This window comes from Pseudomonas sp. BN102 (assembly GCF_029871245.1).
In the GTDB taxonomy this organism is placed as follows: domain Bacteria; phylum Pseudomonadota; class Gammaproteobacteria; order Pseudomonadales; family Pseudomonadaceae; genus Metapseudomonas.
This window is the reverse complement of record NZ_SSON01000036.1, coordinates 68,600-95,167: the sequence shown is the minus strand read 5'-3', so window position 1 is coordinate 95,167 and position 26,568 is coordinate 68,600. Positions and strand designations below refer to the sequence as shown.

At 63.5% G+C, this 26,568-nt stretch carries 18 protein-coding genes; 15 read left to right on the top strand and 3 right to left on the bottom strand.

Translation table 11 applies throughout. The annotated features are described in order from the left end of the window. Positions 1 to 122 precede the first annotated feature (122 nt). Together E8F12_RS06120 and E8F12_RS06115 are read left to right on the top strand one after the other, a co-directional pair. On the top strand, positions 123 to 2,234 hold the full coding sequence (locus tag E8F12_RS06120; protein WP_280324388.1) for a 3-hydroxyacyl-CoA dehydrogenase NAD-binding domain-containing protein: 2,112 nt from the start codon (positions 123 to 125) through the stop codon (positions 2,232 to 2,234). Between the two features lie 135 nt (positions 2,235 to 2,369). Beyond that, positions 2,370 to 3,152 carry a glucose 1-dehydrogenase gene (locus tag E8F12_RS06115; protein ID WP_280324387.1) on the top strand — a complete coding sequence of 261 codons (783 nt, stop codon included), beginning with the start codon at positions 2,370 to 2,372 and terminating at the stop codon, positions 3,150 to 3,152. Positions 3,153 to 3,245: 93 nt separating this feature from the next. Here the strand turns inward: E8F12_RS06115 and E8F12_RS06110 are convergent, their stop codons facing one another. Further along, positions 3,246 to 3,797 (bottom strand): transcriptional regulator, encoded by a 552-nt coding sequence (locus tag E8F12_RS06110; protein ID WP_280324386.1) that lies wholly within the window; start codon positions 3,795 to 3,797, stop codon positions 3,246 to 3,248. Positions 3,798 to 3,964: 167 nt separating this feature from the next. Here E8F12_RS06110 and E8F12_RS06105 point away from each other — a divergent pair, with 167 nt between their 5' ends. Genes E8F12_RS06105 through E8F12_RS06095 form a run of 3 tightly spaced genes read left to right on the top strand, consistent with a single transcriptional unit; the run spans position 3,965 to position 9,696 of the window. Continuing rightward, positions 3,965 to 5,113 carry a MexC family multidrug efflux RND transporter periplasmic adaptor subunit gene (locus tag E8F12_RS06105; protein ID WP_280324385.1) on the top strand — a complete coding sequence of 383 codons (1,149 nt, stop codon included), beginning with the start codon at positions 3,965 to 3,967 and terminating at the stop codon, positions 5,111 to 5,113. 27 nt (positions 5,114 to 5,140) lie between these two features. After that, positions 5,141 to 8,272 carry an efflux RND transporter permease subunit gene (locus E8F12_RS06100; RefSeq protein WP_280324384.1) on the top strand — a complete coding sequence of 1,044 codons (3,132 nt, stop codon included), beginning with the start codon at positions 5,141 to 5,143 and terminating at the stop codon, positions 8,270 to 8,272. A gap of 5 nt (positions 8,273 to 8,277) precedes the next feature. Beyond that, the gene (locus E8F12_RS06095; protein WP_280324383.1) at positions 8,278 to 9,696 is read left to right on the top strand and encodes an efflux transporter outer membrane subunit; all 1,419 of its coding nucleotides are present in this window, start codon (positions 8,278 to 8,280) and stop codon (positions 9,694 to 9,696) included. 39 nt (positions 9,697 to 9,735) lie between these two features. Here E8F12_RS06095 and E8F12_RS06090 read toward each other — a convergent pair whose 3' ends face one another. Next, positions 9,736 to 10,317: a TetR/AcrR family transcriptional regulator gene (locus tag E8F12_RS06090; protein WP_280289359.1), complete on the bottom strand. Its 582-nt coding sequence runs from the start codon at positions 10,315 to 10,317 to the stop codon at positions 9,736 to 9,738. A 463-nt stretch (positions 10,318 to 10,780) separates the two neighbouring features. Between E8F12_RS06090 and E8F12_RS06085 the strand changes: the two genes are divergently transcribed. The 5 genes from E8F12_RS06085 (at position 10,781) to E8F12_RS06065 (ending at position 18,445) form a co-directional block, all read left to right on the top strand. After that, positions 10,781 to 12,205 (top strand): DUF1329 domain-containing protein, encoded by a 1,425-nt coding sequence (locus tag E8F12_RS06085; protein WP_280324382.1) that lies wholly within the window; start codon positions 10,781 to 10,783, stop codon positions 12,203 to 12,205. Positions 12,206 to 12,225: 20 nt separating this feature from the next. Continuing rightward, the gene (locus E8F12_RS06080) at positions 12,226 to 13,902 is read left to right on the top strand and encodes a DUF1302 domain-containing protein (protein ID WP_280324381.1); all 1,677 of its coding nucleotides are present in this window, start codon (positions 12,226 to 12,228) and stop codon (positions 13,900 to 13,902) included. A gap of 8 nt (positions 13,903 to 13,910) precedes the next feature. Then, positions 13,911 to 16,325, top strand: coding sequence for an efflux RND transporter permease subunit (locus tag E8F12_RS06075; protein WP_280324380.1), 2,415 nt, complete (start codon positions 13,911 to 13,913; stop codon positions 16,323 to 16,325). Between the two features lie 10 nt (positions 16,326 to 16,335). Further along, positions 16,336 to 17,301, top strand: coding sequence for a YCF48-related protein (locus E8F12_RS06070; protein ID WP_280324378.1), 966 nt, complete (start codon positions 16,336 to 16,338; stop codon positions 17,299 to 17,301). Positions 17,302 to 17,461: 160 nt separating this feature from the next. After that, the gene (locus E8F12_RS06065) at positions 17,462 to 18,445 is read left to right on the top strand and encodes a PAS domain-containing methyl-accepting chemotaxis protein (protein ID WP_280324377.1); all 984 of its coding nucleotides are present in this window, start codon (positions 17,462 to 17,464) and stop codon (positions 18,443 to 18,445) included. 30 nt (positions 18,446 to 18,475) lie between these two features. On the opposite strand, the gene E8F12_RS06060 is transcribed toward E8F12_RS06065, so the two are convergent. Next, positions 18,476 to 20,653, bottom strand: coding sequence for an EAL domain-containing protein (locus E8F12_RS06060; protein ID WP_280324376.1), 2,178 nt, complete (start codon positions 20,651 to 20,653; stop codon positions 18,476 to 18,478). Between the two features lie 457 nt (positions 20,654 to 21,110). Here E8F12_RS06060 and E8F12_RS06055 point away from each other — a divergent pair, with 457 nt between their 5' ends. Genes E8F12_RS06055 through E8F12_RS06035 form a run of 5 tightly spaced genes read left to right on the top strand, consistent with a single transcriptional unit; the run spans position 21,111 to position 26,561 of the window. After that, entirely contained in the window at positions 21,111 to 21,269 is a 159-nt protein-coding gene (locus E8F12_RS06055) for a hypothetical protein (RefSeq protein WP_280324375.1), read from the top strand. Next, positions 21,269 to 22,552, top strand: coding sequence for an acyl-CoA dehydrogenase family protein (locus E8F12_RS06050; protein ID WP_280324374.1), 1,284 nt, complete (start codon positions 21,269 to 21,271; stop codon positions 22,550 to 22,552). Before E8F12_RS06055 ends, E8F12_RS06050 begins: the two co-directional genes overlap by 1 nt. A 49-nt stretch (positions 22,553 to 22,601) precedes the next feature. After that, a complete protein-coding gene (locus E8F12_RS06045) occupies positions 22,602 to 23,735 on the top strand; it encodes a DUF5938 domain-containing protein (RefSeq protein ID WP_280324373.1) in 1,134 nt (377 codons plus the stop codon). A 10-nt stretch (positions 23,736 to 23,745) separates the two neighbouring features. After that, on the top strand, positions 23,746 to 25,305 hold the full coding sequence (locus E8F12_RS06040) for an AMP-binding protein (protein ID WP_280324372.1): 1,560 nt from the start codon (positions 23,746 to 23,748) through the stop codon (positions 25,303 to 25,305). A gap of 17 nt (positions 25,306 to 25,322) precedes the next feature. Next, the gene (locus E8F12_RS06035) at positions 25,323 to 26,561 is read left to right on the top strand and encodes a thiolase family protein (protein ID WP_280324371.1); all 1,239 of its coding nucleotides are present in this window, start codon (positions 25,323 to 25,325) and stop codon (positions 26,559 to 26,561) included. The last annotated feature ends 7 nt before the right edge of the window (positions 26,562 to 26,568 follow it).

Below are 26,568 nucleotides of genomic sequence, written 5' to 3'. Positions count from 1 at the left end.
CTTGCGAGTCATGGAACTGGGGTTGATCGGCCTGGAAAGCCAAGTCCGCCGGCTCGATACCGGCAATCGGCCGTGTTTCGGCCGGGTGTCGAAACCTGGCAACGCAATTCAAGGACCACCCAATGAGCGATCTGATCAACTACCGCCTCGAAGACGGTCTGGCCCTGATCGGCCTGGCCCGTCCTCCGGTCAACGCACTCAGTCAGCCGCTGCGCGCCGCCATCATCGATGCTTGCGCGCGCGCGGCCGCTGACGCCAGGGTGCAGGCCATCATCCTCTACGGCGAACATGGGCTGTTCAGCGCCGGTGCTGACATTTCGGAGTTCGGCACCGACGCGTCCTTCGCCGAGCCAGACCTGCCCAGCATGCTGGTGCGCCTGACCGGGATCCATAAACCGCTGGTCGCCGCCATCGGCAAACTGGCCCTGGGTGGTGGCCTGGAACTGGCCCTGGCCTGCGGATACCGGGTGGGTGAGCCAAGCGCGCGAGTCGGTTTGTCGGAAATCAACCTGGGCCTCTTGCCCGGCGCCGGTGGTACCCAGCGCCTGCCGCGGCTGATTGGCGCGGAATCGGCATTGAACCTGATTCTTTCGGGTGCGCAGATAGATGCCGAACGCGCTCGCATGCTGGGCATCCTCGACCGCATAGCCTCAAGCGCCGACCAGCTTCTGGATGAGGCGCGTGCGTACGCCCACGAACTCATCAGTTGTTCAGCTCCGGCACGACCGGCGGAGGCCTGGCCGGAGCCGGCCGAGGGGCTTCCGGACGATTTCCTCGTCCGTTATCGCGCCGAGCACGAGCCGCGTTGGAAAAGCCGTCTGGCGCCACGGCTGGTGCTCTCTGCGCTGGAAGCCGCCTGCCTGCTGCCGCTGGAGGAAGGCCTCGCCCGCGAACTGGCGCTGTTCAAACAGGCGGAGGCCTCCCGCCAGTCGAAGGCGCTGCGCCACGTGTTCTTCGCCGAACGCGAGGCAGGGCGAATTCCAGGCATCGAGGCGGACATTCCGCTGCGCAAGGTCGCCAAGGTTGCGGTAATCGGAGCCGGCACCATGGGCGGCGGCATCGCCATGAGCTTCGCCAATGCCGGCATCCCCGTGGCGCTGCTCGAGCTCGAGGGGGCAGCACTGGACCGCGGCCTGATGCAGATCCGCAAGCACTACGAGCTCAGCGTCAAGCGCGGAAAGATGACCGTCGAACAATTGGAGCAGCGCATGGATCTGCTGTTCGGCACCCTCGACTACGCCGACCTGTCCGACGCCGACCTGGTAATCGAGGCGGTGTTCGAGAAGCTGGAGATCAAGCAGCAGGTATTTCGCACCCTGGACGAGGTGTGCAAGCCGGGCGCCATCCTTGCCACCAACACCTCGTCGCTCGACGTCGACGTCATCGCGGCGACCGTCTCCCGCCCGCAGGACGTGATCGGCCTGCACTTCTTCAGCCCGGCCAATGTCATGCGCCTGCTGGAAGTCGTGCGGGGCAAGGCCACTGCGCCGGACGTGCTGGCCACCACCATGAAGATCGCCAGGCGTATCGGCAAGCTGCCGGTGATGTCCGGCGTCTGCTTCGGTTTCATCGGCAATCGCATGCTCGAGCCTTACGCCCGCGAAGCCCATCGCCTGGTACTGGAGGGCGCCACGCCCGCGCAGGTAGATGGCGTGCTGACCGGCCTGGACCTGAACATGGGGGTTTTCAGCATGCTGGATCTGGCCGGCATCGATGTGAACTTCCTGATCCGCGACGGGAATCGTGCTGCCATTGCCCATGACGACAGCTACTGCCGTCTCGGCGAGGAGCTGTATGCCATGGGGCGATACGGCCAGAAGACCGGGCGTGGTTTCTACCTCTACGAGGGCCGCAACCGCAAGGACGACCCTGAGGTCGTTGCCATCGCCGAGCGCCTGGCCACCGAGCTGCAGTTGCCACGACGCCCCATGGATGACCAGGAAATCCTCGACCGCTGCCTGTTCATGCTGATCAACGAGGGTATCCAGCTGCTGGATGAAGGCATCGCCCTGCGCTCCGGCGACATCGATCTGGTCTGGATCAACGGCTACGGCTTCCCCGCCCATCTCGGCGGCCCCATGCACTACGCAGAGCAGTTGGGGCTGGACAAGGTCCTGGCCGGCATCCAGCACTACCGCCAGGTTCTCGGCGAGTACGGCGAGATGTGGTTCCAGCCGGCACCGCTGCTTGAGCGCCTGGTCGCTGCTGGCAAGACTCGCATCGAAAGAATCTGATATTTCCCTCTCGCTCTGGGAGCAGGGCTAGCCATGGGGGCGACCACGCATCCTCTCATCCTGGCCCTGCTCTCGGAGGGAGAGGGAACCCAATGCGCATACAAGACGTGCTGCCACGCTGTTCGAGGTGTACTGATGAGTCACGATTTTGCCCAGAACTTCTCCCTTGCTGACCGAACCGTGCTGATCACCGGCGCCTCTAGCGGCATCGGCGCGCACTTGGCGCGGCTGGCTGCCCGCGCCGGCGCTCGCGTGGTACTGGCCGCGCGGCGTGTCGAGCGGCTCGAGCAAGTCGCCAAGGACGTCGAGTGGGAGAGTGCCCAGGCGCTGTCGGTTGCCCTTGACGTCACCGATCGGGCCAGCGTCGAGGCGGCCTTCGACGCTGCCGAGGCGTACTTCGGCGTGGTCGACGTGGTTCTCAACAATGCCGGCATCGGTAACGGCCAGCGCCCGCTGGAGATCAGCGAGGAAGATTGGCGCGCCATGTTGTCGACCAACCTCGACGGCGTCTGGCGCGTCGCCCAGGTCGCCGCGCAGCGGCTGGCCAAGGCCGGGCGTGGCGGTAGCATCATCAATGTCGCGTCGATCCTGGGCCTGCGTGTCGCCACGGGCTACAGCCATTACAGCGCCGCCAAGGCCGGTGTGGTGCAGCTGACCAGGTCGCTGGCGCTGGAGCTCGCGCGCTACAAGATCCGTGTCAACGCCATAGCCCCGGGCTACTTCAAGACGGAAATGAATGAAGCCTTTTTCGAAAGCGAAATGGGCAACAGCTACATCCGCGAGCGGGTGCCCATGCGTCGATTGGGTGAGCTCCACGAACTGGAGGGGCCGTTCCTGCTGCTCGCCAGCGATGCCGGTGCGTTCATGACCGGCAGCGTACTGGCGGTGGATGGGGGGCATCTGGTCAGCAGCATGTGAGCACGCCTGATGACGGGATAGCGACGTTTGCCGCCAACGACCCACAATCGTGCGTTGGCAGCCGCTCCGCCAGCAATGCCAATTGGCCGTCACTCAAACAGCGGCGCCATGCAGAAACATCTGCTCCAGCACACTGGCCGAGTTGGAACTGGCCACGCGCCCGCGGCGCTCGGCATCGACTATGCCGTAAATCATCGTGGTGAACAGCTCGGTGAACACCGCCGCGGTGATGTCGATGCGAAACACGCCTTGTTGCTGGCCGCGCAGAAAGAAGGCGTCCAGGGCATGGATGTAGGACTGCCAGCGCGCGCCATCTCCCTCCGCGCTGAGGAAGTCGGGACTGTACTGGAACATCAGGAATACCAGCACCTCGCGGTGTTTCAAGTGTTCACCGATCAGCCGGCGCAGCGCATCGAGCGGTTCGGCACGTTCTAGGTCAGCGGCTTCGATGATCTGGTTGAGCACCGTCTCGCCATGCCTTTCCAGCATCTCCACGAGGTTGTCGCGGGTACCGCAGAAGCGGTGCAGCGTCGCCTTGCTCACTCCCGCTGATTCCGCCAGCTCCTTGAGCGTCGCCCGTGGGCGATCGACGATGGCCACGGCCAGTGCCTTCAGGAGTCGTTCGTCATTGGCGGTCAGGGGCATCTGTGGGCCTCGGTTCGGTTTTCGGTTGCGCGCATTGTGCAGAAAAGCCCTTAGCACCAAAAGGGAGTGATGCATTCAATCACAAATGTCCAAAATGAGACACATTTGACTCATTTGATTTTAACTGGGATCATTTGGCCAGTTTTTAATCAAGCCTTGGGTGAATCATGGGCAATTTACGAGTAACGGGAATGGTCGGTGCCTTGGTGGCGTCGGTGGCACTGGTGGGTTGTGGGCCCGCGGAAGAACAGGTGGCTCCGGTCGAGGCGCCGCGTCCGGTCTCCGTGTCGACGGTGGTCACCGAGCCGCTGGTGCTGACCTCCGAACTGCCGGGCAGGATCGAGCCCGTGCGTGTCGCGGAGGTGCGGGCGCGGGTGGCCGGCATCGTCGTGCAGAAGCGGTTCGAGGAGGGGGCCGACGTCAAGGCGGGCGACCTGCTGTTCCAGATCGATCCGGCTCCCCTCAAGGCGGCCGTGTCTCGCGCCGAAGGCGAGCTGGCGCGTGCCAAGGCCGTACTGACCGAGGCTCAGGCTCGAGTGAAACGGTACGAGCGGCTGGTGAAGGTAGAGGCCGTAAGCCAGCAGGTCTTCGATAGCGCCGTTGCAGACTTGCGCAGTGCCCAGGCGGCAACCCGCACGGCCCAGGCTGATCTGGAAAGCGCGCGTCTGAACCTGGGCTACGCCTCGGTCACCGCGCCGATTTCCGGACGAATCGGGCGTGCGCTGGTGACCGAGGGGGCGCTGGTGGGGCAGGGCGACGCCACGCTGATGGCGCGCATCCAGCAGTTGGACCCCGTCTATGCGGATTTCACCCAGCCGGCGGCGGATGTGCTGCGCCTGCGTGAAGCGCTCAAGGTCGGAAACCTCGCCACCAGCGGCGGAAATGCGCTGTCGATTCGCGTCGAAGGCACCGAGTACGAGCGCGAGGGCTCCCTGCTGTTCACCGACGTGGCGGTGGACCCCGGTACCGGCCAGGTCTCCCTGCGCGGCAAGTTCGCGAACCCCGACGGGGTCCTGCTGCCGGGCATGTACGTGCGCGTGCGTGCGCCCCAGGGGATGGACGACCAGGCCATCCTGGTGCCGCAGCGTGCCGTGCAGCGCACCAGCGATGGTGGTGCCCAGGTACTGGTGGTGGGCGAGGGCGGCCGAGCCGAGCTGCGCAGTGTGAAGACCGGCGTCATGCAGGGGTCGCGCTGGCAGATCAGCGAAGGGCTGGCACAGGGCGACCAGGTCATTGTCGGTGGCCTCAGCGGCTTGCAGCCGGGTACCAGGGTCGCGCCGCATCAGGCGCAGGAGCAACAGGCAGCGCGCCAGTAAGGCCGTGTTCGCCGCGAGGATTCCCTAATGTCTCTGTTCTTCATCAAACGCCCGAACTTTGCCTGGGTGGTGGCGCTGTTCATTTCCCTGGCCGGCCTGCTGGTCATCCCGTTGCTGCCGGTGGCGCAGTATCCCAACGTGGCACCGCCGCAGATCACGATCACCGCCACCTACCCGGGCGCCTCGGCGAAGGTGCTGGTGGACTCGGTCACCAGCGTGATCGAAGAGTCGCTCAACGGTGCCAAGGACCTGCTCTACTTCGAATCGACCAACAACTCCAACGGCATCGCCGAGGTGGTGGTGACGTTCCAGCCGGGCACCGACCCGCAACTGGCCCAGGTGGATGTGCAGAACCGCCTGAAGAAAGCCGAGGCGCGCATGCCGCAGTCCGTGCTCACCCAGGGTATCCAGGTGGAGCAGACCAGCGCCGGTTTCCTGCTGATCTACGCGCTCAGCTACAAGGAAGGCGCCGAGCGCGCCGACACCACGGCGTTGGGCGACTACGCCGCGCGCCATATCAACAACGAACTGCGCCGCGTGCCCGGCGTCGGCAAGCTGCAGTTCTTTTCCTCCGAAGCCGCCATGCGTGTGTGGATCGACCCGCAGAAGCTGGTGGGCTATGGGTTGTCCATAGATGATGTGAGCGGCGCCATCGCCGGGCAGAACGTGCAGGTGCCCGCCGGCAGCTTCGGCAGCTCCCCGGGCAGCGCGCAGCAGGAGCTGACCGCGACCCTGGCGGTGAAAGGGACCCTGGACAGCCCGGAGGAGTTCGGCCGCATAGTCCTGCGTGCCAACGCCGATGGTTCCACGGTGAAACTCGCGGACGTCGCGCGCCTGGAAATCGGCAGCGAGAGCTACAACTTCGATTCGCGCCTGGATGGCAAGCCGGCCGTCGCCGGCGCCATCCAGCTGTCCCCCGGGGCCAACGCCATCCAGACCGCCGAGGCGGTGAAGCAGCGCCTGGCCGAGCTCTCGGCGAACTTCCCGAGCGATGTGGAGTACTCCGTTCCCTACGACACCTCGCGTTTCGTCGAAGTGGCCATCGAGAAGGTCATCTACACCTTGTTCGAGGCGATGGTGCTGGTGTTCCTGGTGATGTTCCTGTTCCTGCAGAACGTGCGCTATACGCTGATCCCGGCCATCGTGGTGCCGGTGTGCCTGTTGGGCACCCTGGCGGTGATGCACCTGCTGGGCTTCTCGGTGAACATGATGACCATGTTCGGCATGGTGCTGGCCATCGGCATCCTGGTGGACGACGCCATAGTCGTGGTGGAGAACGTCGAGCGGATCATGGCCGAGGAAGGGCTTTCGCCGGCGGCGGCCACGGTCAAGGCGATGGGACAGGTCTCCGGCGCCATAGTCGGTATTACCCTGGTGCTGTCGGCGGTGTTCCTGCCGCTGGCCTTCATGGCCGGCTCCGTTGGCGTCATCTACCAGCAGTTCTCCCTGTCGCTGGCGGTGTCGATCCTGTTCTCCGGCTTCCTCGCGCTGACCTTCACCCCGGCGCTGTGCGCCACGCTGCTCAAGCCGATCCCCCTGGGCCACCATGAGAAGCGCGGTTTCTTCGGTGCGTTCAACCGCGCCTTCGACCGCCTTACCGAGCGCTACACATTGCTGAACTCAGGGCTGGTGCAGCGGGCCGGACGCTTCATGCTGGTGTACCTGGGCATGGTCGCATTGCTGGGCTTCTTTTACCTTCGCCTGCCGGAGTCCTTCCTGCCGGTGGAGGACCAGGGCTACACCATCGTCGACATCCAGCTGCCGCCGGGCGCCACGCGCGCGCGTACCGATGCGGCTGTCCGGGAGCTGGAGGGCTTCCTGCAACCGCGCGAGGCAGTCGCTTCGTCCTTCCTGGTGATGGGCTTCAGCTTCTCCGGCATGGGCGAGAACGCTGCGCTGGCTTTTCCCACATTCAAGGACTGGTCCCTGCGCGGCGAAGAGCAATCGGCCGAGGCGGAAGCGGCCGCGGTGAACGAGCGCTTCGCCTCCCCCGACGACGGCGCCATCATGGCGGTGACCCCGCCGCCCATCGATGGCCTTGGCAACTCCGGCGGCTTCGCCCTGCGCCTGCAGGACCGTGGCGGCCTGGGCCGCGAAGCCCTGCTGGCCGCCCGTGACCAGTTGCTCGGCCAGGCCAACGGCAACCCGAAGATCCTCTACGCGATGATGGAGGGCCTGGCGGAAGCCCCGCAATTGCGCCTGGAGATCGATCGCGAGAAGGCGCGCGCCCTCGGTGTGAGCTTCGAGTCGATCAGCAGCGCGCTGTCCACCGCCTTCGGTTCGGCGGTGATCAACGACTTCGCCAACTCCGGCCGCCAGCAGCGCGTGGTGGTGCAGGCCGAACAGGGCGCACGGATGACACCGGAAAGCGTGTTCAGGCTCCACGTGCCCAATGCCGCTGGCCAATTGGTGCCGCTGAGCGCCTTCGTCAGCACTCACTGGGAGGAGGGGCCGGTACAGATCGTGCGCTACAACGGCTATCCGTCGATCCGCATCGCCGGAGACGCCATGTACGGCGTCAGCACCGGCGAGGCCATGGCCGAGCTGGAGCGCCTGGTAGCCCAGCTGCCGGCAGGTATCAGTTACGAATGGACGGGCCTTTCCTACCAGGAGAAGGTCGCCAGCGGTCAGGCGTCGCAACTGTTCGCCCTCGCCATCCTGGTGGTGTTCCTGGTGCTGGTGGCGCTCTACGAGAGTTGGTCGATTCCGTTGACGGTGATGCTGATCGTGCCGATCGGCGCGCTCGGCGCGGTGCTGGCGGTGATAGTCGCCGGCCTGCCTAACGATGTGTACTTCAAGGTGGGCCTGATCACCGTCATCGGTCTCGCGGCGAAGAACGCGATCCTCATCGTCGAGTTCGCCAAGGAGCTCCGGGAGCAGGGGCGCAGCCTGTGCGAAGCCGCCATCGAGGCCGCGCGCCTGCGTTTCCGCCCCATCGTGATGACTTCCCTGGCCTTCATCCTCGGCGTGGTGCCGCTGGTCCTGGCCACGGGTGCCGGCGCGGCGAGCCAGCGCGCCATCGGTACCGGCGTGATCGGCGGCATGCTCGGCGCCACCCTGCTGGGGGTGATCTTCGTGCCTGTCTGTTTTGTCTGGGTGCTGTCGCTGCTGCGCCGTAAACCCGCCCCCGTCGAACAACCGGCCCAGGCTCTGGAGTGATCGCCATGCGCAAATCCTTCTTTACCGTTTCGGCGCTGGTGTTCGCCCTGTCCCTCGGCGGCTGTTCCCTGGCACCGACCTACGAGCGCCCCGAAGCGCCGGTGGCCCAGGCCTGGAACACCGCCAGCCATCAGTTCGGCGCCGAGGTCGACGGCCTCGACTGGCAGGCCTTCATCATCGACGCCGAGCTGCGCCGCCTGGTGGGCATCGCCCTGGACAACAACCGTTCCCTGCGCCAGACGCTGCTGGACATCGAGCAGGCTCGCGCGCAGTACCGTATCCAGCGCGCCGACCGGGTGCCGGGCCTTGCCGCCGGCGCCTCGGGGAATCGCCAGCACCAGCCGGCTGATCTGTCCAGCACGGGTGCGAGGGATGTCGCCAGCAGCTACCAGGTCGGTCTGGCGTTGCCCGAGTACGAGCTGGACCTGTTCGGCCGGGTGAAGAGCCTCACCGACGCGGCGCTGGAACAGTATCTGGCGACCGAAGAGGCGGGGCGCAGTGCACGGATCGCGCTGGTGGCCGAGGTCTGCCAGGCCTACCTCACCCATGTCGGCGCGCAGCAGCGCCTGGAACTGACCCATCGCACCCTGGCCAGCCGCGAGGATTCCTTCGTACTGATCGAGCAGCGCCGTGGCGCCGGTGCCGCCACCGCGCTGGACTATCAGGAGGCGCTGGGGCTGGTGGAACAGTCCCGCGCCGAACTGGAGCGCAACCAGCGGCAGAAGCAGCAGGCCTTCAATGCCCTGGTGCTGCTGCTGGGCACACCGGATGCGGCTGCCACGATTCCGGCGGTGTCGGCGGAGAGGCTGCGGGTATTGCAGGACATCGCCTCCGGCACCGCCTCGGAACTGATAGTACGACGCCCCGACATCCTCGCCGCCGAGCACCGCCTGAAGGCACGCAATGCCGATATTGGCGCGGCGCGCGCGGCGTTCTTCCCGCGCATCACCCTGACTGGCAGCCTGGGTACTTCCAGCGCGGAAATGTCCGGGCTGTTCGAGGGCGGCTCGCGCGGCTGGAGTTTCGTGCCCAACCTGACGCTGCCGCTATTCGATGCCGGCCGCAACCGCGCCAACCTGAGCCTGGCAGAGGTACGCAAGGACTCCGCCGTGGCCGTCTACGAGGGCAGCATCCAGACCGCCTTCCGCGAGGTGGCCGATGCCCTGGCGGCCACCGATACCTTGCGCCGCGAGGAAACCGCCCGACGCTCGCTGGCGGATACCAGCAGCGAGACCCTGAAGCTCGCCAGGGCACGTTACGAGGGGGGAGTGGACAGCCACCTGCGTTACCTGGATGCCCAACGCAGCAGCTTCATCAATGAGCTGGCGTTGATCGAGACCAGTACCGAACGGCAGATCGCCCTGGTCGACCTGTTCCGCGCCCTCGGTGGCGGCTGGGACGGGGAGGCGCGTGCGGGGGGCTGATCCTGCGGTAACGGGGCCGCCGCTTGCGCGGCGGCTGGCTCAGTGCTCTTCCACCAGTAGGGCTAGTGCCCGGCAAGCTGTTTCGGTTTCCGCCCGCAAGCGCTCGAGGTCGCTGTGGGCGGTCCAGGCTACGAGCAGGCCGTCGAACAGCAGGATGAGTGTGCGGCTGGTGGCCTTGAGCGCCGCTTGGTCGAGACGGTTGCCGATGGTGCGCTCAAGGGCCAGTTCAGTTGCCTCGACACCCACCGAGTAGATCTTGCTGGCCATCTCCGGCTGGTTGCGCATGGTCCAGAAGAACAGTTCGGATTGCGCGCGGGCCAGTTCCGGATTGGTTGAGAACCAGTTGACCAATTGGCGCAGCATCTCCGCTGCCGTCTCAGACGGGGTCGTTCCGGCAGGTACCTGGTCGAGGGTCTGCTGGGGCAGGGTGAAGAGCGATTCGTAGACGGCGTAGAAGAGCTCGTCCTTGGTCCGGAATACATAGTGCAACGAGGCGAGGGGGCAACCGGCTTCAGCGGCGATTCGCCGTGTGGTGGCATTGGCCACGCCATGTTCGGCGATCACCTTGACCGTCGCCTTCACGAAATCCTGCCTGCGCAGTTCAGCGCCCACTCTGGCCATGAACGTTTCTCCGTTGCTGTCGCTATGCCGCCAATGCCCGGGTTGGGGCAGCGCCGCGGATGCTACCCCATGCCACTTCGCGGCGTCATGGAGCGATATGTATCTGTTAACGGCGCCTATGCTTTGGAAGCGCCATTCGGCGTCGAACTCGTACCCGGTGTCTCTCTTCTTCTGTTTGGAGAAATAAGGTAACAATCGTTTCGTAAATTCACATGTTGGTGCGCGCGCCTGAGGCAAGTTGGTGCATAGTTGGGTGTCCAGGTATCACATTACAATTGTTATAAAAATAATAAGTAGCTGATATATAAGGAAAATATAACCATTACGTTGGTTGGCACATGGTTTGCTGTTGGTCGAATGACTTGGTCACTTGATCAAGTCGAATGACCAGAAGTCTGGCACAGCCCGATTCTTCCTTCCAGGAAGCTCCGGTCGCCGGTTAAAGCCCCATGAGGACCTCCCAATGAAAGACGTGATTCAGCGCCCCGATGTCGGCAACTCCATCGCAGGTGGAGTCAGGCAACTGCTGGTAGCGCTGGCGGCATCGGCCGCCTTCTGTTCGGTTCAGGCTGCGGAGAGCGATGCATCCCTGCTGGGCACCACGCTAACGCCGTTGGGAGGGGAGGTTGCCGCGAGCGCCGATGGGGTGATTCCAGCCTGGACGCCGCCAGGTCAGCAGGATCTGGGGTGGAGCTACGGCCAGGTGCGCGGCCAGCACTGGAAGTTCAAGGATGACAAGCCGCTCTTCAGCATCGACTCAAATAACGTCGCGCAATACGCGAGCAAGCTTTCGCCCGGGCAATTGGAGCTGTTCAAGAAGATCCCAGGCTATCGCATGGACGTGTACCCGACCCGCCGCAGCTGTGGCGTGCCGGACTTCGTCGCCGAGAACACCAGGAAGAACGTCGGCTTCGCCAAGCTCGACGCAAGCGGTCTTGCCCTGGAAGAAGCCCACGTTCCCGGCATCCCGTTCCCGCAGCCCACTACCGGTGCGCAGGTGATGTGGAACATGAAGATGCACTACCGCGGCGTCGGCTTTCACATGACCAAGACCATCTCCGGTATTTCCCCGCGCAAGGCCGGAGGCGACTGGCTGAACACCTCACTGGACTGGACAATGTTCACGCCCTGGGGAGAGAAGGGCAGCAAGCTGTTTTCCTCGACTGACGGCATGGAGACAGCGACCTATTTCTCCTATTTCGATCCGGTTTCCCTGGCCGGTCAGGCCGGTGTGCTCACCACCAAGGCGGGTGAGCAGACCACCACCTTCTATTACTTCCCGGGTCAGCGTCGTGTGCGCCGCATGCCGGCCTATTCCTACGACGCACCGCAAATCGGCTTGGACAATCAGTACACCATTGATGAGTCCAACATCTTCTACGGCCCGATGGATCGCTTCGACTGGAAACTGGTCGGCAAGCAGGAGCTGATCGTGCCCTACAACTCCTTCGGCGCCTATGACACCTCTGCCAAGGTCGCGAGCTTCGCCAAGGACGACGCCATCGCCCCCGAGTTCCGCCGCTACGAGCAGCACCGCGTCTGGGTGGTCGAGGCCACCGTGCGCCAGGGTATGCGTCACCAGGCGCCGAAGCGCGTGTTCTACATCGACGAGGACAGCTGGAACGGCCTGATGGCGGTCGACTATGACAAGCAGGGGCAGGTCTGGAAGGTGCGCGAGGGCTTCACCATTCCGGTGTACGAGACCGGCAGCTGCGATATGGAGGCCCAGGTTCAGTACAACCTGGTCGATGGCCGTTACCTGTATGACATGACCTCGGTTGGCGTAGGCAAGGATGACCACCGCTGGATCACCGAGGGCGGCAACAACCCGCGCATGGAGCGCGACTTCTACACGTCCGACAACCTGCGTTCCATCAGCGAGCGCTAACCGCGAATTAGGGTGCCGACATGAAAAGAATAATTTCGCAAGCATCGGGCCTGGCCATTGCGTGTGCCGCACCGCTGGCCGTGGGGTTTACCTTCGAGACGGACAATATCCGTGGCTCTTTTGACTCAACTATCTCGGCGGGTATGGGGGTGCGTACCCAGTCCCCGGGGTGTGATCTGATCAATGCTGGTGCGGGTGGCCACAATCCGCCCAGCGGCTGCCTGGACCCGACCGTTTCCGGTATCGGCGATCAGGGCAACTTGAACTATGGCAAGGGCGATCTGTTCACCAACTACATCAAAGGTGTCCACGAGTTGGTGTTGAAGTTCCCCGAGGACTTCACCTTCATGGCGCGCGGTAGCTGGAAGCGTGACTTCGCCGCTACCGATACCACGGGGTCGTTGGGAGCCGAAACTCAGTTCCGGCAGGCCTTGGGTTCGGATATTGGCAGCGACGGGTTGACCGATGATGCGCGTGACGAACTGAAGTTCAAGGCGCGCCTGCTCGACCTGTGGGTAAGCAAGAGCTTCGATGTGGCCGACCATCGGGTTCGCGCGCGCCTGGGCAACCAGGTTATCAACTGGGGTGAGAGCCTGTTCGCGATTGGTGGCATCAATGCCACCAACTCCTATGACTTCCAGGCGCTCTCGAGTCCAGGCGTTCAGCTCAAGGAAGCCGTGCTGCCGGCCCCTATGCTCAGCGTCGCCACGGGGCTGGGCTACGGCGTGAACGTCGAGGCGTATTACCAGTTCGGCTGGAACAAGAGCGAATTGCCTCCAGTGGGCAGCTATTGGTCGACTTACAACGTGATCGGCGAAGGCATGGAAGCCTATGGATACGACGACAAGGATGCCCGCGACAGTGGTCAATGGGGGCTCTCCGTGCGCTGGCAGCCTGAGGATAGCGACGTTAACTACGGCTTCTACGTGATGCGCTATCACGACAAGCTGCCGCAGGTGAACTACAACCAGGCGACTTTCGCTCCCACATGGGTCTACCCGGAAGACCGCATGCTTTACGGCATCAGCGCCAACGGGCCGATCGGCGACTGGGCTGTGGGCACCGAGCTGTCCTATCGCCCCAAGGAGGCAGTACCGCTCAATCCCTTGCCCGGTCTTGCATTTGGTCCTGCTCCTTGCTCGGGACGGGGAGGGGAATGCTGGAAGGACACCAAGAAATTCCAGTGGCACCTGACGGGCATCTACAGCCTGACCAACGCCAACTCCCCGGACTTCCTCGAGTTCACCGGGGCCAGCACGGGTACCTTCCTGTCGGAACTGGTGCTGGTGAAATACCCGGGGCTGCATGACAGCTACGACGGTGAACTGGTTGCGGCGGGGGGCAACACTTGGGTGGAGGACCTGTCGCAGTTTCCGCCTAAAGCCCATGGCGACAAGAGCTCCTCGGGGCTGCATGTCGACTTCAGCCTGACCTATGACGGCACCGTCATCCCAGGCTGGACGGTGACGCCGGGAGTCTATTACCAGCGCTCCCTGGGCAATGGCCGCACGCCATCGATCTATTCGACCTATACCCGAGACGCCAGCGCGATGAATTTGTATGTGAACTTCGTGCGCAATCCGGGTAACTGGCAAGTCAGCCTGAACTACGCGAAGTTCAACGATGGCGATACCTCTTACGACCAGCTGCTGCGTGATCGGGATTACGTTGGCCTGTCGGTTTCGCACTCTCTGTGAGGCATGCTGTGAACACTCCTGTTTTAGAAATAACCGAAGTGAAGAGGCGTGGCGTGCTGCCACGCCTGGAGGATTGGCTATTCAAGCAGCGCTGGGCAGTACTGGCGCTGCTGGCCGTCTTCACCTTGGGCATGGCCTGGTTCGCCGTGCAACTGCGTATGGAGGCTGGCTTCGAAAAGCAGTTGCCGATTGGCCATGAGTACGTCGAGACCTTCCATGCCTACCGCAACGACCTGATCGGGGCGAATCGCCTGACCATAGTGGTCAAGGCGCGCGAGGGTGATATCTGGAGCGTGGCGGGGCTCAAGCGCCTGTATGACGTAACCCAGGCGGTGACCTTCCTGCCCAGCGTTTCGCGCAGTAGCGTGCAGTCGTTGTGGACGCCCAACTCCTTCGTCAACGAGATCACCGAGGAGGGCTTTCGCGCCGACCCGTTGATTCCCGGCACGGTGACGCCGGAGCGCCTCGACGAGGAGATCATCGGCAAGATTGCCAGCTCCACGGCCCAGGGAGGCTTCATTGGCACCCTGGTTTCGCGTGACCAGAGCAGTGCGATGATCACCGCCGAGCTCAACGAGGTCGATGCTTCTGGCGCCCACCTGGACTACGTGGCCTACAACCAGATCCTGGAACAGCAGATTCGCGCGCAGTTCGAGGACGCCAAGTTCGAGATCCAGATAATCGGCTTCGCCAAGCAGATCGGCGACATCGCCGATGGTGCTTCCGCGGTACTGGAGTTCTGCCTGCTGGCGCTGTTTCTGACCGCCGCTGCGGTGTACTGGTACTGCCACTCCGTGCGCTTCACCCTGCTTGCCCTGGCCTGTTCGCTGACCTCGCTGGTCTGGCAGTTCGGCAGCCTGCGTCTGCTTGGCTACGGCCTCGATCCGCTCGCCGTGCTGGTGCCGTTCCTGGTGTTCGCCATCGGTGTGTCCCATGGCGTGCAGCAGATCAATTACATAGTGCGCGAAATCGCCTGCGGCAAGAGTGCCGAGCAGGCCGCCCGCTCCAGCTTCAGCGGCCTGCTGATTCCCGGTACCCTGGCGTTGGTGACGGCCTTCGTGTCTTTTGTGACGCTGTTGCTGATCCCGATTCCGATGGTGCGCGAGCTGGCCATCACCGCCTCCCTTGGCGTCGCCTACAAGATCATCACCAACCTGGTGATGCTGCCGTTGGTGGCCTCGATGCTGAAGGTCGACGGCCGCTACGCCGCCGCGGAGGAGCTTTCCCGTGAGCGCCGCAGCCGCTGGTTGCATGGCCTGTCCCGCCTCGCCGAATGGCGCAATGCCCGGTTGGTGCTGGTTGCGGCTGGGCTGGTGTTCGCCGTGGCGGTCTGGCAGAGCCATGATCGGGTGGTTGGTACGCTGCAGGCCGGTGCACCGGAGCTGCGCGAGGATTCCCGCTTCAACCGCGATGCGGTGTCCATCGCCAGCAACTACGACATCGGTCTGGACTGGCTGAGCGTGGTCTTCGAGGTCCAGCCGGATGAGTCCGGCGAGGTCGTCGGCGCCTGCGAGAACGTGGCCTTGGGGCAATACCAGGACCGCTTCGTGTGGGCAATGCAAGGCGTTCCCGGGGTCCTGTCGGTCGCCTCGTTCTCAACCGGCATGCGCCAGTTCAACGAGGGCTACAACGAGGGGAATCCGAAGATGAGTGCGGTCCCCATTGACTCGATGAACTACTCCTCGCTGGCCACCGAGGTCGCTCGTATCTCAGGAATCATGCGCGCTGATTGCAGCATGACCGCCGTACATCTGTACCTGGCAGACCATAAGGCCACCACCATCAAGCGGGTGATCGAAGCCGCCAAGGCCTTCCGTGCCGAGTTCCCCATGCAGGGCGTTTCGGTGCGCCTGGCCTCGGGCAATGCCGGGGTGCTCGCGGCCATCAACGAGGAGGTGGAGAAGAGCGAGACGCCGATGCTGCTGTACGTCTACGCGGCCATCGCCTTGCTGGTGTTCGTGGTCTACCGCGACCTGCGTGCCGTGCTGGTGTGCTGCCTGCCGCTGACCATCGGCACTTTCATCGGCTACTGGTTCATGAAGGAGCTGCAGATCGGCCTGACCATCGCCACGCTTCCGGTGATGGTGCTGGCGGTGGGTATTGGTGTCGATTACGCCTTCTACATCTACAACCGCCTGCAACTGCACCAGGCCAACGGCCAGCCGATCACCAAGGCCGTCGAGCATGCGCTGCTCGAGGTCGGCGTGGCGACCATCTTCACCGCCATCACCCTGGCCATTGGTGTCGCCACCTGGTCGTTCTCCGAGCTCAAGTTCCAGGCCGACATGGGCAAGCTGCTGGCCTTCATGTTCATGATCAACATGGTCATGGCCATGACTGTGCTGCCGGCATTCGCCGTCTGGCTGGAGCGGGTGTTCCCGCGCAAGCGCCCCGTGCGCATGATCGGCGCGCTGGCGCATTGAGGAGAGCAACATGGGATACCTGAATACACTCCTGGGGGCCGCGCTGGCTGCCGTGCTACCGCTGGCGTCGCTGCAGGCCGCTGCGCTGGAGGCCGTGCCGGCAGCCCCGTCGAGCAACGCCGCCCAGGCCACTGTGCTGGGTGCTACGTGGGCCAACGGACGTGTGGTCGCCGTGGGCGATCACGGCATGGTGCTGCTGTCCGACGATCGCGGGAAGAGTTTCCGTCAGGCCGGCTCTGTACCGCTGTCCTCACCCCTCACCGGGGTGAGCTTCGTCGACGCCAAGCAAGGCTGGGCAGTCGGCCATTGGGGGGCGATCCTGAACAGCAGCGATGGCGGCGACTCCTGGCAGCTCCAGCGCCTGTCCAGCGAAGAAGATCGCCCGCTGTTCGCGGTGCATTTCTTCAATGCCCGGCAGGGCGTGGCCGTCGGTCTCTGGTCGCTGGTTCTGACCACCGACGATGGTGGCAAGACCTGGACCGAGCAGACGCTGCAAGCGCCGGAGGGATATAGCCGCGCCGACCTCAATCTGATGGGACTTTTCGCGGACGACCACGGCAACCTGTATGCCACTGCCGAACGTGGCCAGGTGTTGCGCTCCGATGACCAGGGGAAAAGCTGGCGCTATCTGGACACCGGCTACGAAGGCACCCTGTGGTCGGGTGCTGTGCTGGCCGATGGGAGCCTTCTGGTCGGTGGTCAGCGCGGCACGCTGCTTCATGGGTCGGCGGATGGGCAGCAATGGCAGCGAGTTTCCCTTGAAAGCAAGAGCTCCATCACCGACGTGGCGGTATCAGGCCGGCAAGTGGTGGTGGTCGGCCTGGATGGGCTGATGGTGCGCAGCAGCGACGGCGGGCTGAGCTTCAACGAGCAGCGTACGGCCGATGGGGTTTCGCTGACGGCTGCGCTGCTTGACGCCAATGACAGTCCCGTCCTGTTCTCGCGGCGCGGAGTGGTCCCCGTGCAGGCCCAGTGATGTAGAAATTGCCTGCCTTGCCAGTGGCACGTGCCGCTGCGCGAGGCGGCAGCAAGGTGTGAGCGTGACCCTTTGGGGCCCCGTCGTGACCCGGCGCTCGGCCCCTTCTTTTTTTTGCGCGCGAGCCAATGATGGAATCCACTGTTTTCGCGGAGGGTCCATGTTTTCCGGAAGAAAGCTGAAGCGTCTGGCTGAAGAGGTCAGCTCGCGAATTACGTCTTTGTTGAACGGTTCGCCCGTACCCGACTACCAGGGTGGGCTGATCGAGAAATATCCATGGTTGAGTGACAGCTTCGACGTGCTGGCGCGACGGCTCAGTCTCCAGGAACTTCCCGGCTGTGAGCAGGCGCGGGAAGAGCTTGAAAGCACCCTGGTTCATGACCTGAGGGCGTGTCTGCAAACAGCCCGGGACGAAATGCAGGAGCTGCAGCGCGAGATCGAGGCGCGCAACCTGACGCTGTCCCGCCTGAATGAACAGTTGGCTTTGTACAGGGAAAAGGAGCAGGTCTGGGAGGTGACCCGGAATGCACTGACGGAGGTCTGCTGGGAGCTGTTCATCGTCGACGGCGACCCGGAACATCCAGGAAACCAGCTGCGCTGGTCGAAGCAGTTCCGCGAGCTAGTGGGCTATTCGGAACGGGATTTCAACGACGATTGGGAGGGGTACTTCTCCATCGTGAATCAGGATGACCTGAAGCAGGTCGTGAAGGTGGTCACCGAATACCTGCGCGTGGGAGACCTATCCGTCCCCTATACGGTCGAGTACCGAATGAGGCACAAATCCAGGGGTGAGGTCTGGTACCGGGAAAGGGGGCAGGGTGTCGTGGACTGCAATGGCACGCTCTGTCGCATCATCGGGGCCGTACGGGACATCTCGGACGAGAAGTTGGCCGAAACCATCCATGCGCGGGAGGTGTCTGGCATGCAAGCCACCTACGATCAGATTTCGCAAGTCGTGGGCGTGATCAAGGGTATCGCCGACCAGACCAACATGCTTGCCCTCAATGCCGCCATCGAAGCGGCACGAGCCGGTGATGTGGGGCGTGGCTTCTCCGTGGTAGCTGACGAGGTGAAGAAGCTCGCGGCACGGACCCGGGAGGCCACCCAGAAGATCCAGGAAATGCTGACTTCAAGGTCGATCTAGCAGCTCGGCAAGGTCGTTGTTCACCGCTTTTCATACAAATGCCTTGCTCCATGACTGGAAGTCATTTCCGGATATCGGCTTGCTGATGCAGTAGCCTTGAGCTTCCTCGCAACCCCAACTCGATAGCATCTCCATGGTCGAATCCGACTCGACGCCTTCTGCGACCACTTCGATGCCCAGGCTGTGGGCAAGCTTGATGATGGTTTCCACGATGGCCGCTGACTCGCTGTCGCTGTCGAGGTCCTTCACGAATGACTGGTCGATCTTTATGTAGTCGACCGGAAGATTCCGGAGGTAGGCGAGGGAGGAGTATCCGGTTCCGAAGTCATCGATGAACAGCTTGAAGCCCGCTTCGCGTAGCTGCGTGAGGACCTGCCGGGCGATTGACAGGTCTTCCATGATGCAGCTTTCAGTCAGCTCGAATTGGATCCAGTCCGGTGTGCCGCCCCAGGTCTCCAGGGCTCTTGAGATCTGCTCGAACAGCTGCCGGTCTCGAATGTCATGGGGCGACAGATTGATTGCAATTGGCACGGCGTGGCCAGAGCCATGCCAGGCATGACTTTCGCGAACGGCAGCCGCCAGTACCCAATGTGTGAGCCGCGTGATCAGGCCTGCGCTCTCGGCGAAACCGATGAATTGTCCTGGGCCCATCAGGCCCCGCTCAGGGTGCTTCCAGCGCACCAGCGCTTCCACGCCGCTCACCCGCCGTGAATGCATCCGCAGCTTGGGTTGGAACATCAGGAGTAACTCGTCGCCGTCGATAGCTCGACGCAGGTCGGTCATCAGGGTCAGCCGCTGAGCGTTGTCACTGTCGAGCGCGCCTGCATATACGGCAACTTTTTCCGCACTGCGTCTGGCGCCATAACGGGCAACATTCGCGCGATGCAACAGCGAATCAGGGTCAATCCCATGTCCCGGAAACAGGGTGATTCCGATGCTGCAGTCAGCGGGCACCAGCAGGGCGTCCAGCCCGAATGGCGTGCTCAAGGCTTCCAGTACCTTGCGGCCGGCTTGCACCGCGTGGCTGGCATCCATCCCTGGAAGCAATACCGAGAAAGAGGATTCGGCAATACGGGCGACGACTTCGCTGGCGTCCACCGTCTCCCGCAGCCTTGTCGCAACCTCCTGCAGCAGCCGGTCACCTTCGCAGTAGCCCAACGTCTCGTTGATTTCACGGAAGTTGTCGACCTCGACATGCAGCAGGGCAACAGGGGCGTGCGAGTCGCCTGAGGTGGAGATGGCCGTACTCAGGGCATCCCTCATGGACAGGCGATTGGGCAGGCCTGTCAGCTCATCGAAATAGGCCATTCTCCGGATGCATTCTTCGGCTTGCTTCTGCTCGGTGATGTCGGTGATGAAGCCTTCCAGCGCGAGCACCGTTCCGTCCGCGGAGTAGACGCCGCAGCCTTTGTCCCAGACCCACTTGGTCTGCCCCGTTGCGGTCCTGATTCTGTAGGTGGATTGGTAGGGCGTCCTGGTCTTCAAGGCTCTGGAAACCTTGCGCCTGAGCGAGGCAATGTCGTCAGGGTGAATGATGTCCACCATCCTGACGGTCCCCTCGATGAGCTCGGCGGCGGAATAGCCGATGAGCTTCAGGCAGCCCTCGCTGACGACCTCAAGACGCCAGGAAACATCATTCAGGCTCCGATACGCCACGCCGGGGAGGTTGCTGACCAGGGTCTGCAACGTGCGTTGGCTCTCTCTCAGGCCATCGAGTGCATCAGCCTCCTTGCTGGCTGCCTCCAGTCGGATTCGCAGCGAGGCTCTATGCTGGAGCAGGTTCGAGATCTGGCCGGCCAGCAAGCGGAGGGCTTCGACCTGCAAGGTATCGAGACTGCGCTTCACGGTATCCGCTACCGAAAGCACTCCTATCACGTCTGGCTCCGCCACGGTGAGCGGGACGCCGGCGTAGAGTCTGATACAAGGTGACCCCGCTACCAGGGCGCAGTGCTGGAGAAGTCCGTTCGTGGAGGCATCCTCCACATGGACCAGTTCGTTGGACTCTGCCACTACGGCGCTCAACGAGCGCGCCCGGGGCACCTCCTCGGATGCCACCCCCAGATTCGCGCCAAACCACTCCCGCTCCTTGTCGAGGAACGTCAGCATGGCAATAGGCACCTGGCACGCGATTGCGGCCAGCCTGATGTATCCGTCGAGCTCGGGATCGGGTAACGGGTCGCGGATATCGCGAAGCTGAAGCGCTGTCATCTCCAGGATCCTCTGCCGGAAAAATCGGCGCGATGGCGAGGGCGCCAGTCGTACGGCTGCCAGGCGTCCATTCATGAGGGAGGAGAGCGGGTGGGGCTCCGCAGTAATTGTAGCTGTGCTGGGCTGCGTGGCAGCTCATCAAGGTGCAGCGCCGACAAGAGGGAAGGGCGTCGGCACACACGGGGAATGCCGAGACCTGAATCTGCAGCGGTACGTGCTGTCGGGCAGGTTTCGTTTGCGCTGCGCCATCCGCTCCACCCATGGCCTCCATGCCGCCCATCCACTGAACGGGCAGGGCGCCACTCAATTCCTTTCCTGCAGCAGACGGCGATTGTTCGCCCCGGGGCTGTCGTCCGGCTTGTAACGTAACAGGTGTTTTGCATAACAAGTGTTGCGTAAAAGTTGGCACAGGATTACAGTTCTGCAAAACAACAAGAGACCCCCCAGGAGGTCGTGTATGAAAAGCTTCAAGACAGGTTTCCGTCCTAACGACGGCTTCGCCGTCTGCTGCGGTTTTCCCGGCGGATCGATCGTTGAGTCGCCCGTTATTCAATCCAACTGCCAGGGCGCGCAGCGCCCACTGAGTCGCACACCGGCATCGGCGGAGGCGCTCTGATGATTAATCTCAAGCCCACCCTGACCCTGCCGGCCGCCGGACTGTCCGGTTTCGAAACCCCTCTCTCCGAGGAAGAAGCAGCGATCCAGGCTTCGGTGCATCGCTTCGCCAAGGAAGTGCTGCGGCCGCTGGGTCGCGAGCTGGACCGGATGACCGCCGAAGAAGTGGCTGCGCCGGGTTCTCCCTACTACTCGGTGTTCAGCGAGTTCGCCAAGCTGGGGCTGGACCCCGCGCTGTTGGCGGAGCTACCGCCGGAAATGGCGGTGCGGATCGAATCCATGATCGGCGAAGAGCTGGGGTGGGGCGACGCCGGTCTGGGCGTCTCTCTGGGTTGCGCCGGCTTCCCGCTGCAGATGGCCGTCGCGGCGGGCAATGCCGAGCTGATCGAGCTATGCCAGGGGCGGATCGGTTGCTGGATGGCCACCCAGCCGGATCGCGGCAGCGACAACCAGTTGCTCGATATCAAACGCGACTGGCCCGTGGGCACGCCGGCCAATATCGGCAACCTGACTGCGAAGGTGGTGGGCGACGAGATCATCATCAACGGCCAGAGCTCGGCCTGGGTGTCCAACGGTGCTGTGGCGCAGGTGGCATTCGGACTGATGTGCGCCGACTACGGTGACGGTTTCTACGGCGAGGATGGTTTGCCCAATGGCATTGCTGTGATCGTCCCGCTGGATATCAAGGGTGTCTCCAAGGGCAAGCCCCTGGAGAAGATCGGTCAGCGTTCCTTGCCCCAGGGTGAGATCTACTTCGATGACGTGCGCGTCCCGCGTCGCTTCGCCATCGCCGAGAAAGACGGCTACTACGGTGCGGTCAGCTCCTCCTGGTCCTATGCCGGCACCCACATGAGTCAAGTGTTCACGGGCGTCGCCCGTGCAGCCTTCGAGCTCGCACTGCAGTACTGCCATGAGCGCCGCCAGGGCGGCCGCATGCTGATCGACCACCAGATGACCCGCCTGCGCTTGGGCGAAATGCTCCGCCGTGTCGAAACCGCCCGAGCGGTTGCCCGTCGCTCACTGAGCTTCGCGCGCCTGTCGCCGCAGACCCATCCGTACGCGACGGCCTCTGCCAAGGTCACCGTGACCGAGGAAGCGCTGGCGGTGGTCGAGGAGGCCTTCCGCCTGTTCGGTGGCAACGGCACCACCCTCGAATATCCCATCGAGAAACTCCTGCGCGACACCCAGTCCTCCCTGATCGAGGACGGCGAGAACCGCATCCTGACCATGCGTCTGGGGCTGCTTGCGCAGCAGCTCTACGCCGAAGGCTGGGCCCAGAACTGATTCAACCACCCGACTCTATTCATCCAAGAACAATAGCGAGGAACCCCAAATGGCCAAATATCCTGTCGTTGTCTATGGCGCCAGTGGTTACACCGGCATGCTCACCATGGACTGGCTGATTGACCAGAAGATTCCCTTCACTGCCGTGGCCCGGAATGCCAAGCGTGCCCAGGAGATGATGGCGCAACGCGTCGTCGGCCTGGAGTCGGCCACCTACGAGATCGTCGAGTGCCCGCACGAGGTCGAGGCCCTGGCTGCCGTCTTCAAGGGCGCAAAAGTGGTCTGCAACACGGTCGGTCCGTTCGTCAATTTCGGTCTGACCACCGCCGAGGCGGCTCTGAAAGCCGGCTGCCATTACCTGGACCCGGCCGGTGAGCAGGAGCATATCCGTGCCCTGCGCGACCAGTTCGGCGAGCTGTACCGCCAGGCCGGCCTGCTGCTGTCGCCCTCGTTGGCCTACATGTACACCTTCGCCGAGATCGCCGCCGAACTGGCCCTGGAAACCCCCGGTGTCGACTCCCTGGAAACCGCCACCCTGACCCGTGGCCCGCGTACTGGTGCCGCTGGTGTTACCGTAGGTTCCACCGCCACCATCTTCGAAGGCTTCCGCCATCCGGGCGGCTACCTGTGGGAGAAGGAGCTGGTTCCGTACGCGCCCAATTCCAGCTTCAACGTCGTTTGCCCCAGCCTGCTTGAGTCGGTGTTCTGCCTGCCTTGGGGTGGCACCTCGCTGCCGATCTACTTCCAGAATGACGGGCGCGTACGCAGCTGCATGTCCTGCGTGGGCTTCTACGACAACCCGGTGATGAGGACCGTCCATGCCCTGGGCCAGAAGTGGGAAGCCGAATACAAACACCTGCCGAAGGAGCAGCAGGACGCGGTGATTCAGAACCTGGTGGACTCCACCACCCCGAGCATGCCGCCGCGCGAGCGCAGCACCCTGCAGCGCACCGTGGATTTCGCCATCGGTCGCGGTCAGTTGTCGGCGGTGCGTGCCACCGTGCATGGCATCACCCCCTACATCGCCACCGGTGCGCTGCACGCGGCTGCAGCGGTCAAGCTGTTGGACAACGACGTTGCCAAAGTCGGCTTTGCCTCGTCCTCCAAGGCCTTCGGGCACCGCTACATGCTCGGCTTCCTCGAGCAGCGCGGCCTGGCTCGCGCAACCATCACCCAGCTGTGAAGTGACCAAGATGGCAATCATTGATTTCTTTGACCGTGGCTGGCGGGTCAATCCGCAGGGGCCTGCCTATATCCAGGACGGCGTGGTCACGAGCTTTACCGCAGCGGGGGAAATGTCCTGCCGCATCGCCAACGCACTGCTGGCCAGTGGATTCGCGTCCGGGGTGAAGGGCGCGGTCTGGGCAGCCAACGATGTAACCGCCTGGCTCTGTGCCCTGGGTCTGTGGCGCGCCAACCTGTGCTGGATTCCGGTGGGCGCGCGCAACGCGCCCGAGGAGAACCGCTACGTACTGGACGCGTTCGATTGCGAGATCCTGTTCTTCCAGCGCGAATTTGCCGAGACCATTGCTACCCTGCGGCCGCAGTTGCCGAAGATCAGTCAGTGGGTCTGCATAGATGGCGAAGTGGAGGGGGCCGAATCGCTGGAGCAATTCATCGCGCAACAGCCGGCGACCGATCCACGTGTCGCCGTCGATCCGGACGATGTGATCTGGCTCGGACCTACGGGTGGCACCACGGGCTTGCCCAAGGGCGTCATGAACACCCATCGCAGCGTGCAGACCAGCTTTGCGCACTTCATGATCAACACGCCGTATCCCGCCAATATCCGGCCGGTGAACCTGGCGGCAGCGCCGATGACCCACACCGCCGGCATGCTGTCCATGCCCTGCACGGCCAGGGGCGGCGCGGTTGTGGTCATCACCAAGCCGGAACCGCAACTGCTGCTGGCGGCGATCCCACAATACCGGGTGACGGAGTTCTTCCTGCCGCCAACGGTCATCTACCGGCTGCTGGATATTCCCGAACTGAACAAGAAGGTCGACTTCTCTTCGCTTCGCTACTTCCTCTATGGCGCCGCACCGATGTCGGTGGAGAAGTTGCGCAAGGCAATCGAGGTCTTCGGCCCGGTCATGATGGAGGGCTATGGGCAGACCGAGGCGCCGGGCGCGATCGCGCACCTGACGCCGGGCGAGCACTTCGTGAATGGCGAAGTGGCCAGCGATGAGCGGCTGTCTTCTGTTGGGCGCCCCAACCCCCTGGTCCGCGTGGAGATCATGAACGACGACAACGAGATTCTCGCCCAGGGCGAAACGGGTGAGATCTGTGTACGCGGCGACCTGATCATGAAGGGCTACTACAAGGATCCGCAGAAAACGGCGGAGACTCTCATCGATGGCTGGCTGCATACCGGCGATATCGGCCACATCGATGCCGACGGCTACCTGCACATCACCGACCGCAAGAAGGACATGATCATCTCGGGCGGGTTCAACGTGTACCCGAGCGAGGTTGAGCAGGTGCTCTGGAGCCATCCTGCCGTACGTGACTGCGCGGTGATCGGCGTGCCCGACGAGACATGGGGTGAGGCGGTCAAGGCGGTTATCGAGCTTAACGAGGGACAGACTGTCGACGCCGACGCACTGATTGCGTTGTGCAAGGAAAAGCTGGGTTCGGTGAAGGCGCCGAAGTCGGTGGACGTCATTGAGGCGCTGCCACGCAGCCCGGTGGGCAAGGTGCTCAAGAAAGACCTGCGTGCCCGTTATTGGCAAGGCGCCAACCGGCAGATCTGAAGTCGAGGAGTCTTCTGATGGAACCCATTTACATTGCCGGCATTGCCATGACCGAGTTCGGTCGTCATCCGGATCGCAGCCTCCAGGACTTGGCCCTGGAGGCGCTCAACGGCGCCTTGGCGGATTCCGGCGCGCAGCGCTCCGACATTGGTGCCGTCTTCTATGCCGGTATTACCAACGGTGCGTTGCAGGGCCAGTTGTCCATCCCGGGGCAGGTGATCATGAGCAAGATCGGCATCGAAGGGGTGCCGGCCTACAACGTCGAGAACGCTTGCGCTTCGGGCAGCACCGCCGTTCACCTGGCAGTGCAGAGCCTGCGCGCAGGCGCTACCGATGTGGCGCTGGCCCTGGGCTGCGAGAAGATGGTGGTGGCCGACAAGGCGAAGTCCTTCGCCCTGTTCGAAGCAGGGTGGGACGTCGCCCGCACCGAGGAGAACTTCGCCATCCTGTCGAAGATGGGCGACGGCGTCGTGCCGCCGCCCGGCTCGGAGTCCGACCGTCCGTACAGCCGCTTCATGTCCATCTACGCCGGCTTCTGCCGTTGGCACATGAAGACCTACGGCACCACCCAGAGGCAGATCGCGGCGGTGTGCGCGAAGAACCACAACCACTCGGTGCACAACCCGTACTCCCAGTTCCGCAAGCCCTTCACCATCGAGGAAGTGCTAGCGGCGCCGCCGATCACCTACCCGATCACCCTGCCGATGTGCGCACCCATGACCGACGGCGCCGCCGCCGCGATCATCTGCACCGAGGCCGGTCTGAAGCGGATCGGCGCCGACCCCCGGCGCTGCGTGAAGATCGCCGCCAGCGTGATCCGCAGCTTTACCCTGCGGAGCATCGACGAGCCGGAGAAGCACGTCAGCCACCTAGCCGCGCTGCAGGCCTATGAGATCGCCGGCCTGGGGCCGCAGGACATGCATGTCGCCGAGGTTCACGATGCGTCCGCCATGGGCGAGATCATCCAGGCGGAGAACCTCGGGCTGGCGCCCCTGGGGCTGGGCGGGGTCTGTGCCGAGCGCGGTGACTTCACTGTGGGCGGCCGGATTCCGATCAACCCGTCCGGCGGCCTGGAGTCCAAGGGGCACCCGCTCGGCGCGACCGGCATCGGCCAACTCTACGAGCTGACCACTCAGCTGCGTGGCGAGGCGGGTTCCCGGCAGGTCGAGGGCGCGCGCCATGCAATCCAGGAGAACGGCGGTGGCCTCATCGGGGTCGAGGAAGGCGCCGTTGCAGTTCACATCCTGAGCCGATAGGAGGGCA

Coding starts and splice junctions, on each gene's coding strand:
- E8F12_RS06045 (WP_280324373.1), top strand. CDS start 22,602: ATGGCCAAATATCCTGTCGTTGTCTATGGCGCCAGTGGTTACACCGGC.
- E8F12_RS06040 (WP_280324372.1), top strand. CDS start 23,746: ATGGCAATCATTGATTTCTTTGACCGTGGCTGGCGGGTCAATCCGCAG.
- E8F12_RS06035 (WP_280324371.1), top strand. CDS start 25,323: ATGGAACCCATTTACATTGCCGGCATTGCCATGACCGAGTTCGGTCGT.
- E8F12_RS06065 (WP_280324377.1), top strand. CDS start 17,462: ATGTTTTCCGGAAGAAAGCTGAAGCGTCTGGCTGAAGAGGTCAGCTCG.
- E8F12_RS06050 (WP_280324374.1), top strand. CDS start 21,269: ATGATTAATCTCAAGCCCACCCTGACCCTGCCGGCCGCCGGACTGTCC.
- E8F12_RS06095 (WP_280324383.1), top strand. CDS start 8,278: ATGCGCAAATCCTTCTTTACCGTTTCGGCGCTGGTGTTCGCCCTGTCC.
- E8F12_RS06070 (WP_280324378.1), top strand. CDS start 16,336: ATGGGATACCTGAATACACTCCTGGGGGCCGCGCTGGCTGCCGTGCTA.
- E8F12_RS06100 (WP_280324384.1), top strand. CDS start 5,141: ATGTCTCTGTTCTTCATCAAACGCCCGAACTTTGCCTGGGTGGTGGCG.
- E8F12_RS06110 (WP_280324386.1), bottom strand. CDS start 3,797: ATGCCCCTGACCGCCAATGACGAACGACTCCTGAAGGCACTGGCCGTG.
- E8F12_RS06080 (WP_280324381.1), top strand. CDS start 12,226: ATGAAAAGAATAATTTCGCAAGCATCGGGCCTGGCCATTGCGTGTGCC.
- E8F12_RS06090 (WP_280289359.1), bottom strand. CDS start 10,317: ATGGCCAGAGTGGGCGCTGAACTGCGCAGGCAGGATTTCGTGAAGGCG.
- E8F12_RS06115 (WP_280324387.1), top strand. CDS start 2,370: ATGAGTCACGATTTTGCCCAGAACTTCTCCCTTGCTGACCGAACCGTG.
- E8F12_RS06085 (WP_280324382.1), top strand. CDS start 10,781: ATGAAAGACGTGATTCAGCGCCCCGATGTCGGCAACTCCATCGCAGGT.
- E8F12_RS06120 (WP_280324388.1), top strand. CDS start 123: ATGAGCGATCTGATCAACTACCGCCTCGAAGACGGTCTGGCCCTGATC.
- E8F12_RS06060 (WP_280324376.1), bottom strand. CDS start 20,653: ATGACAGCGCTTCAGCTTCGCGATATCCGCGACCCGTTACCCGATCCC.
- E8F12_RS06105 (WP_280324385.1), top strand. CDS start 3,965: ATGGGCAATTTACGAGTAACGGGAATGGTCGGTGCCTTGGTGGCGTCG.
- E8F12_RS06055 (WP_280324375.1), top strand. CDS start 21,111: ATGAAAAGCTTCAAGACAGGTTTCCGTCCTAACGACGGCTTCGCCGTC.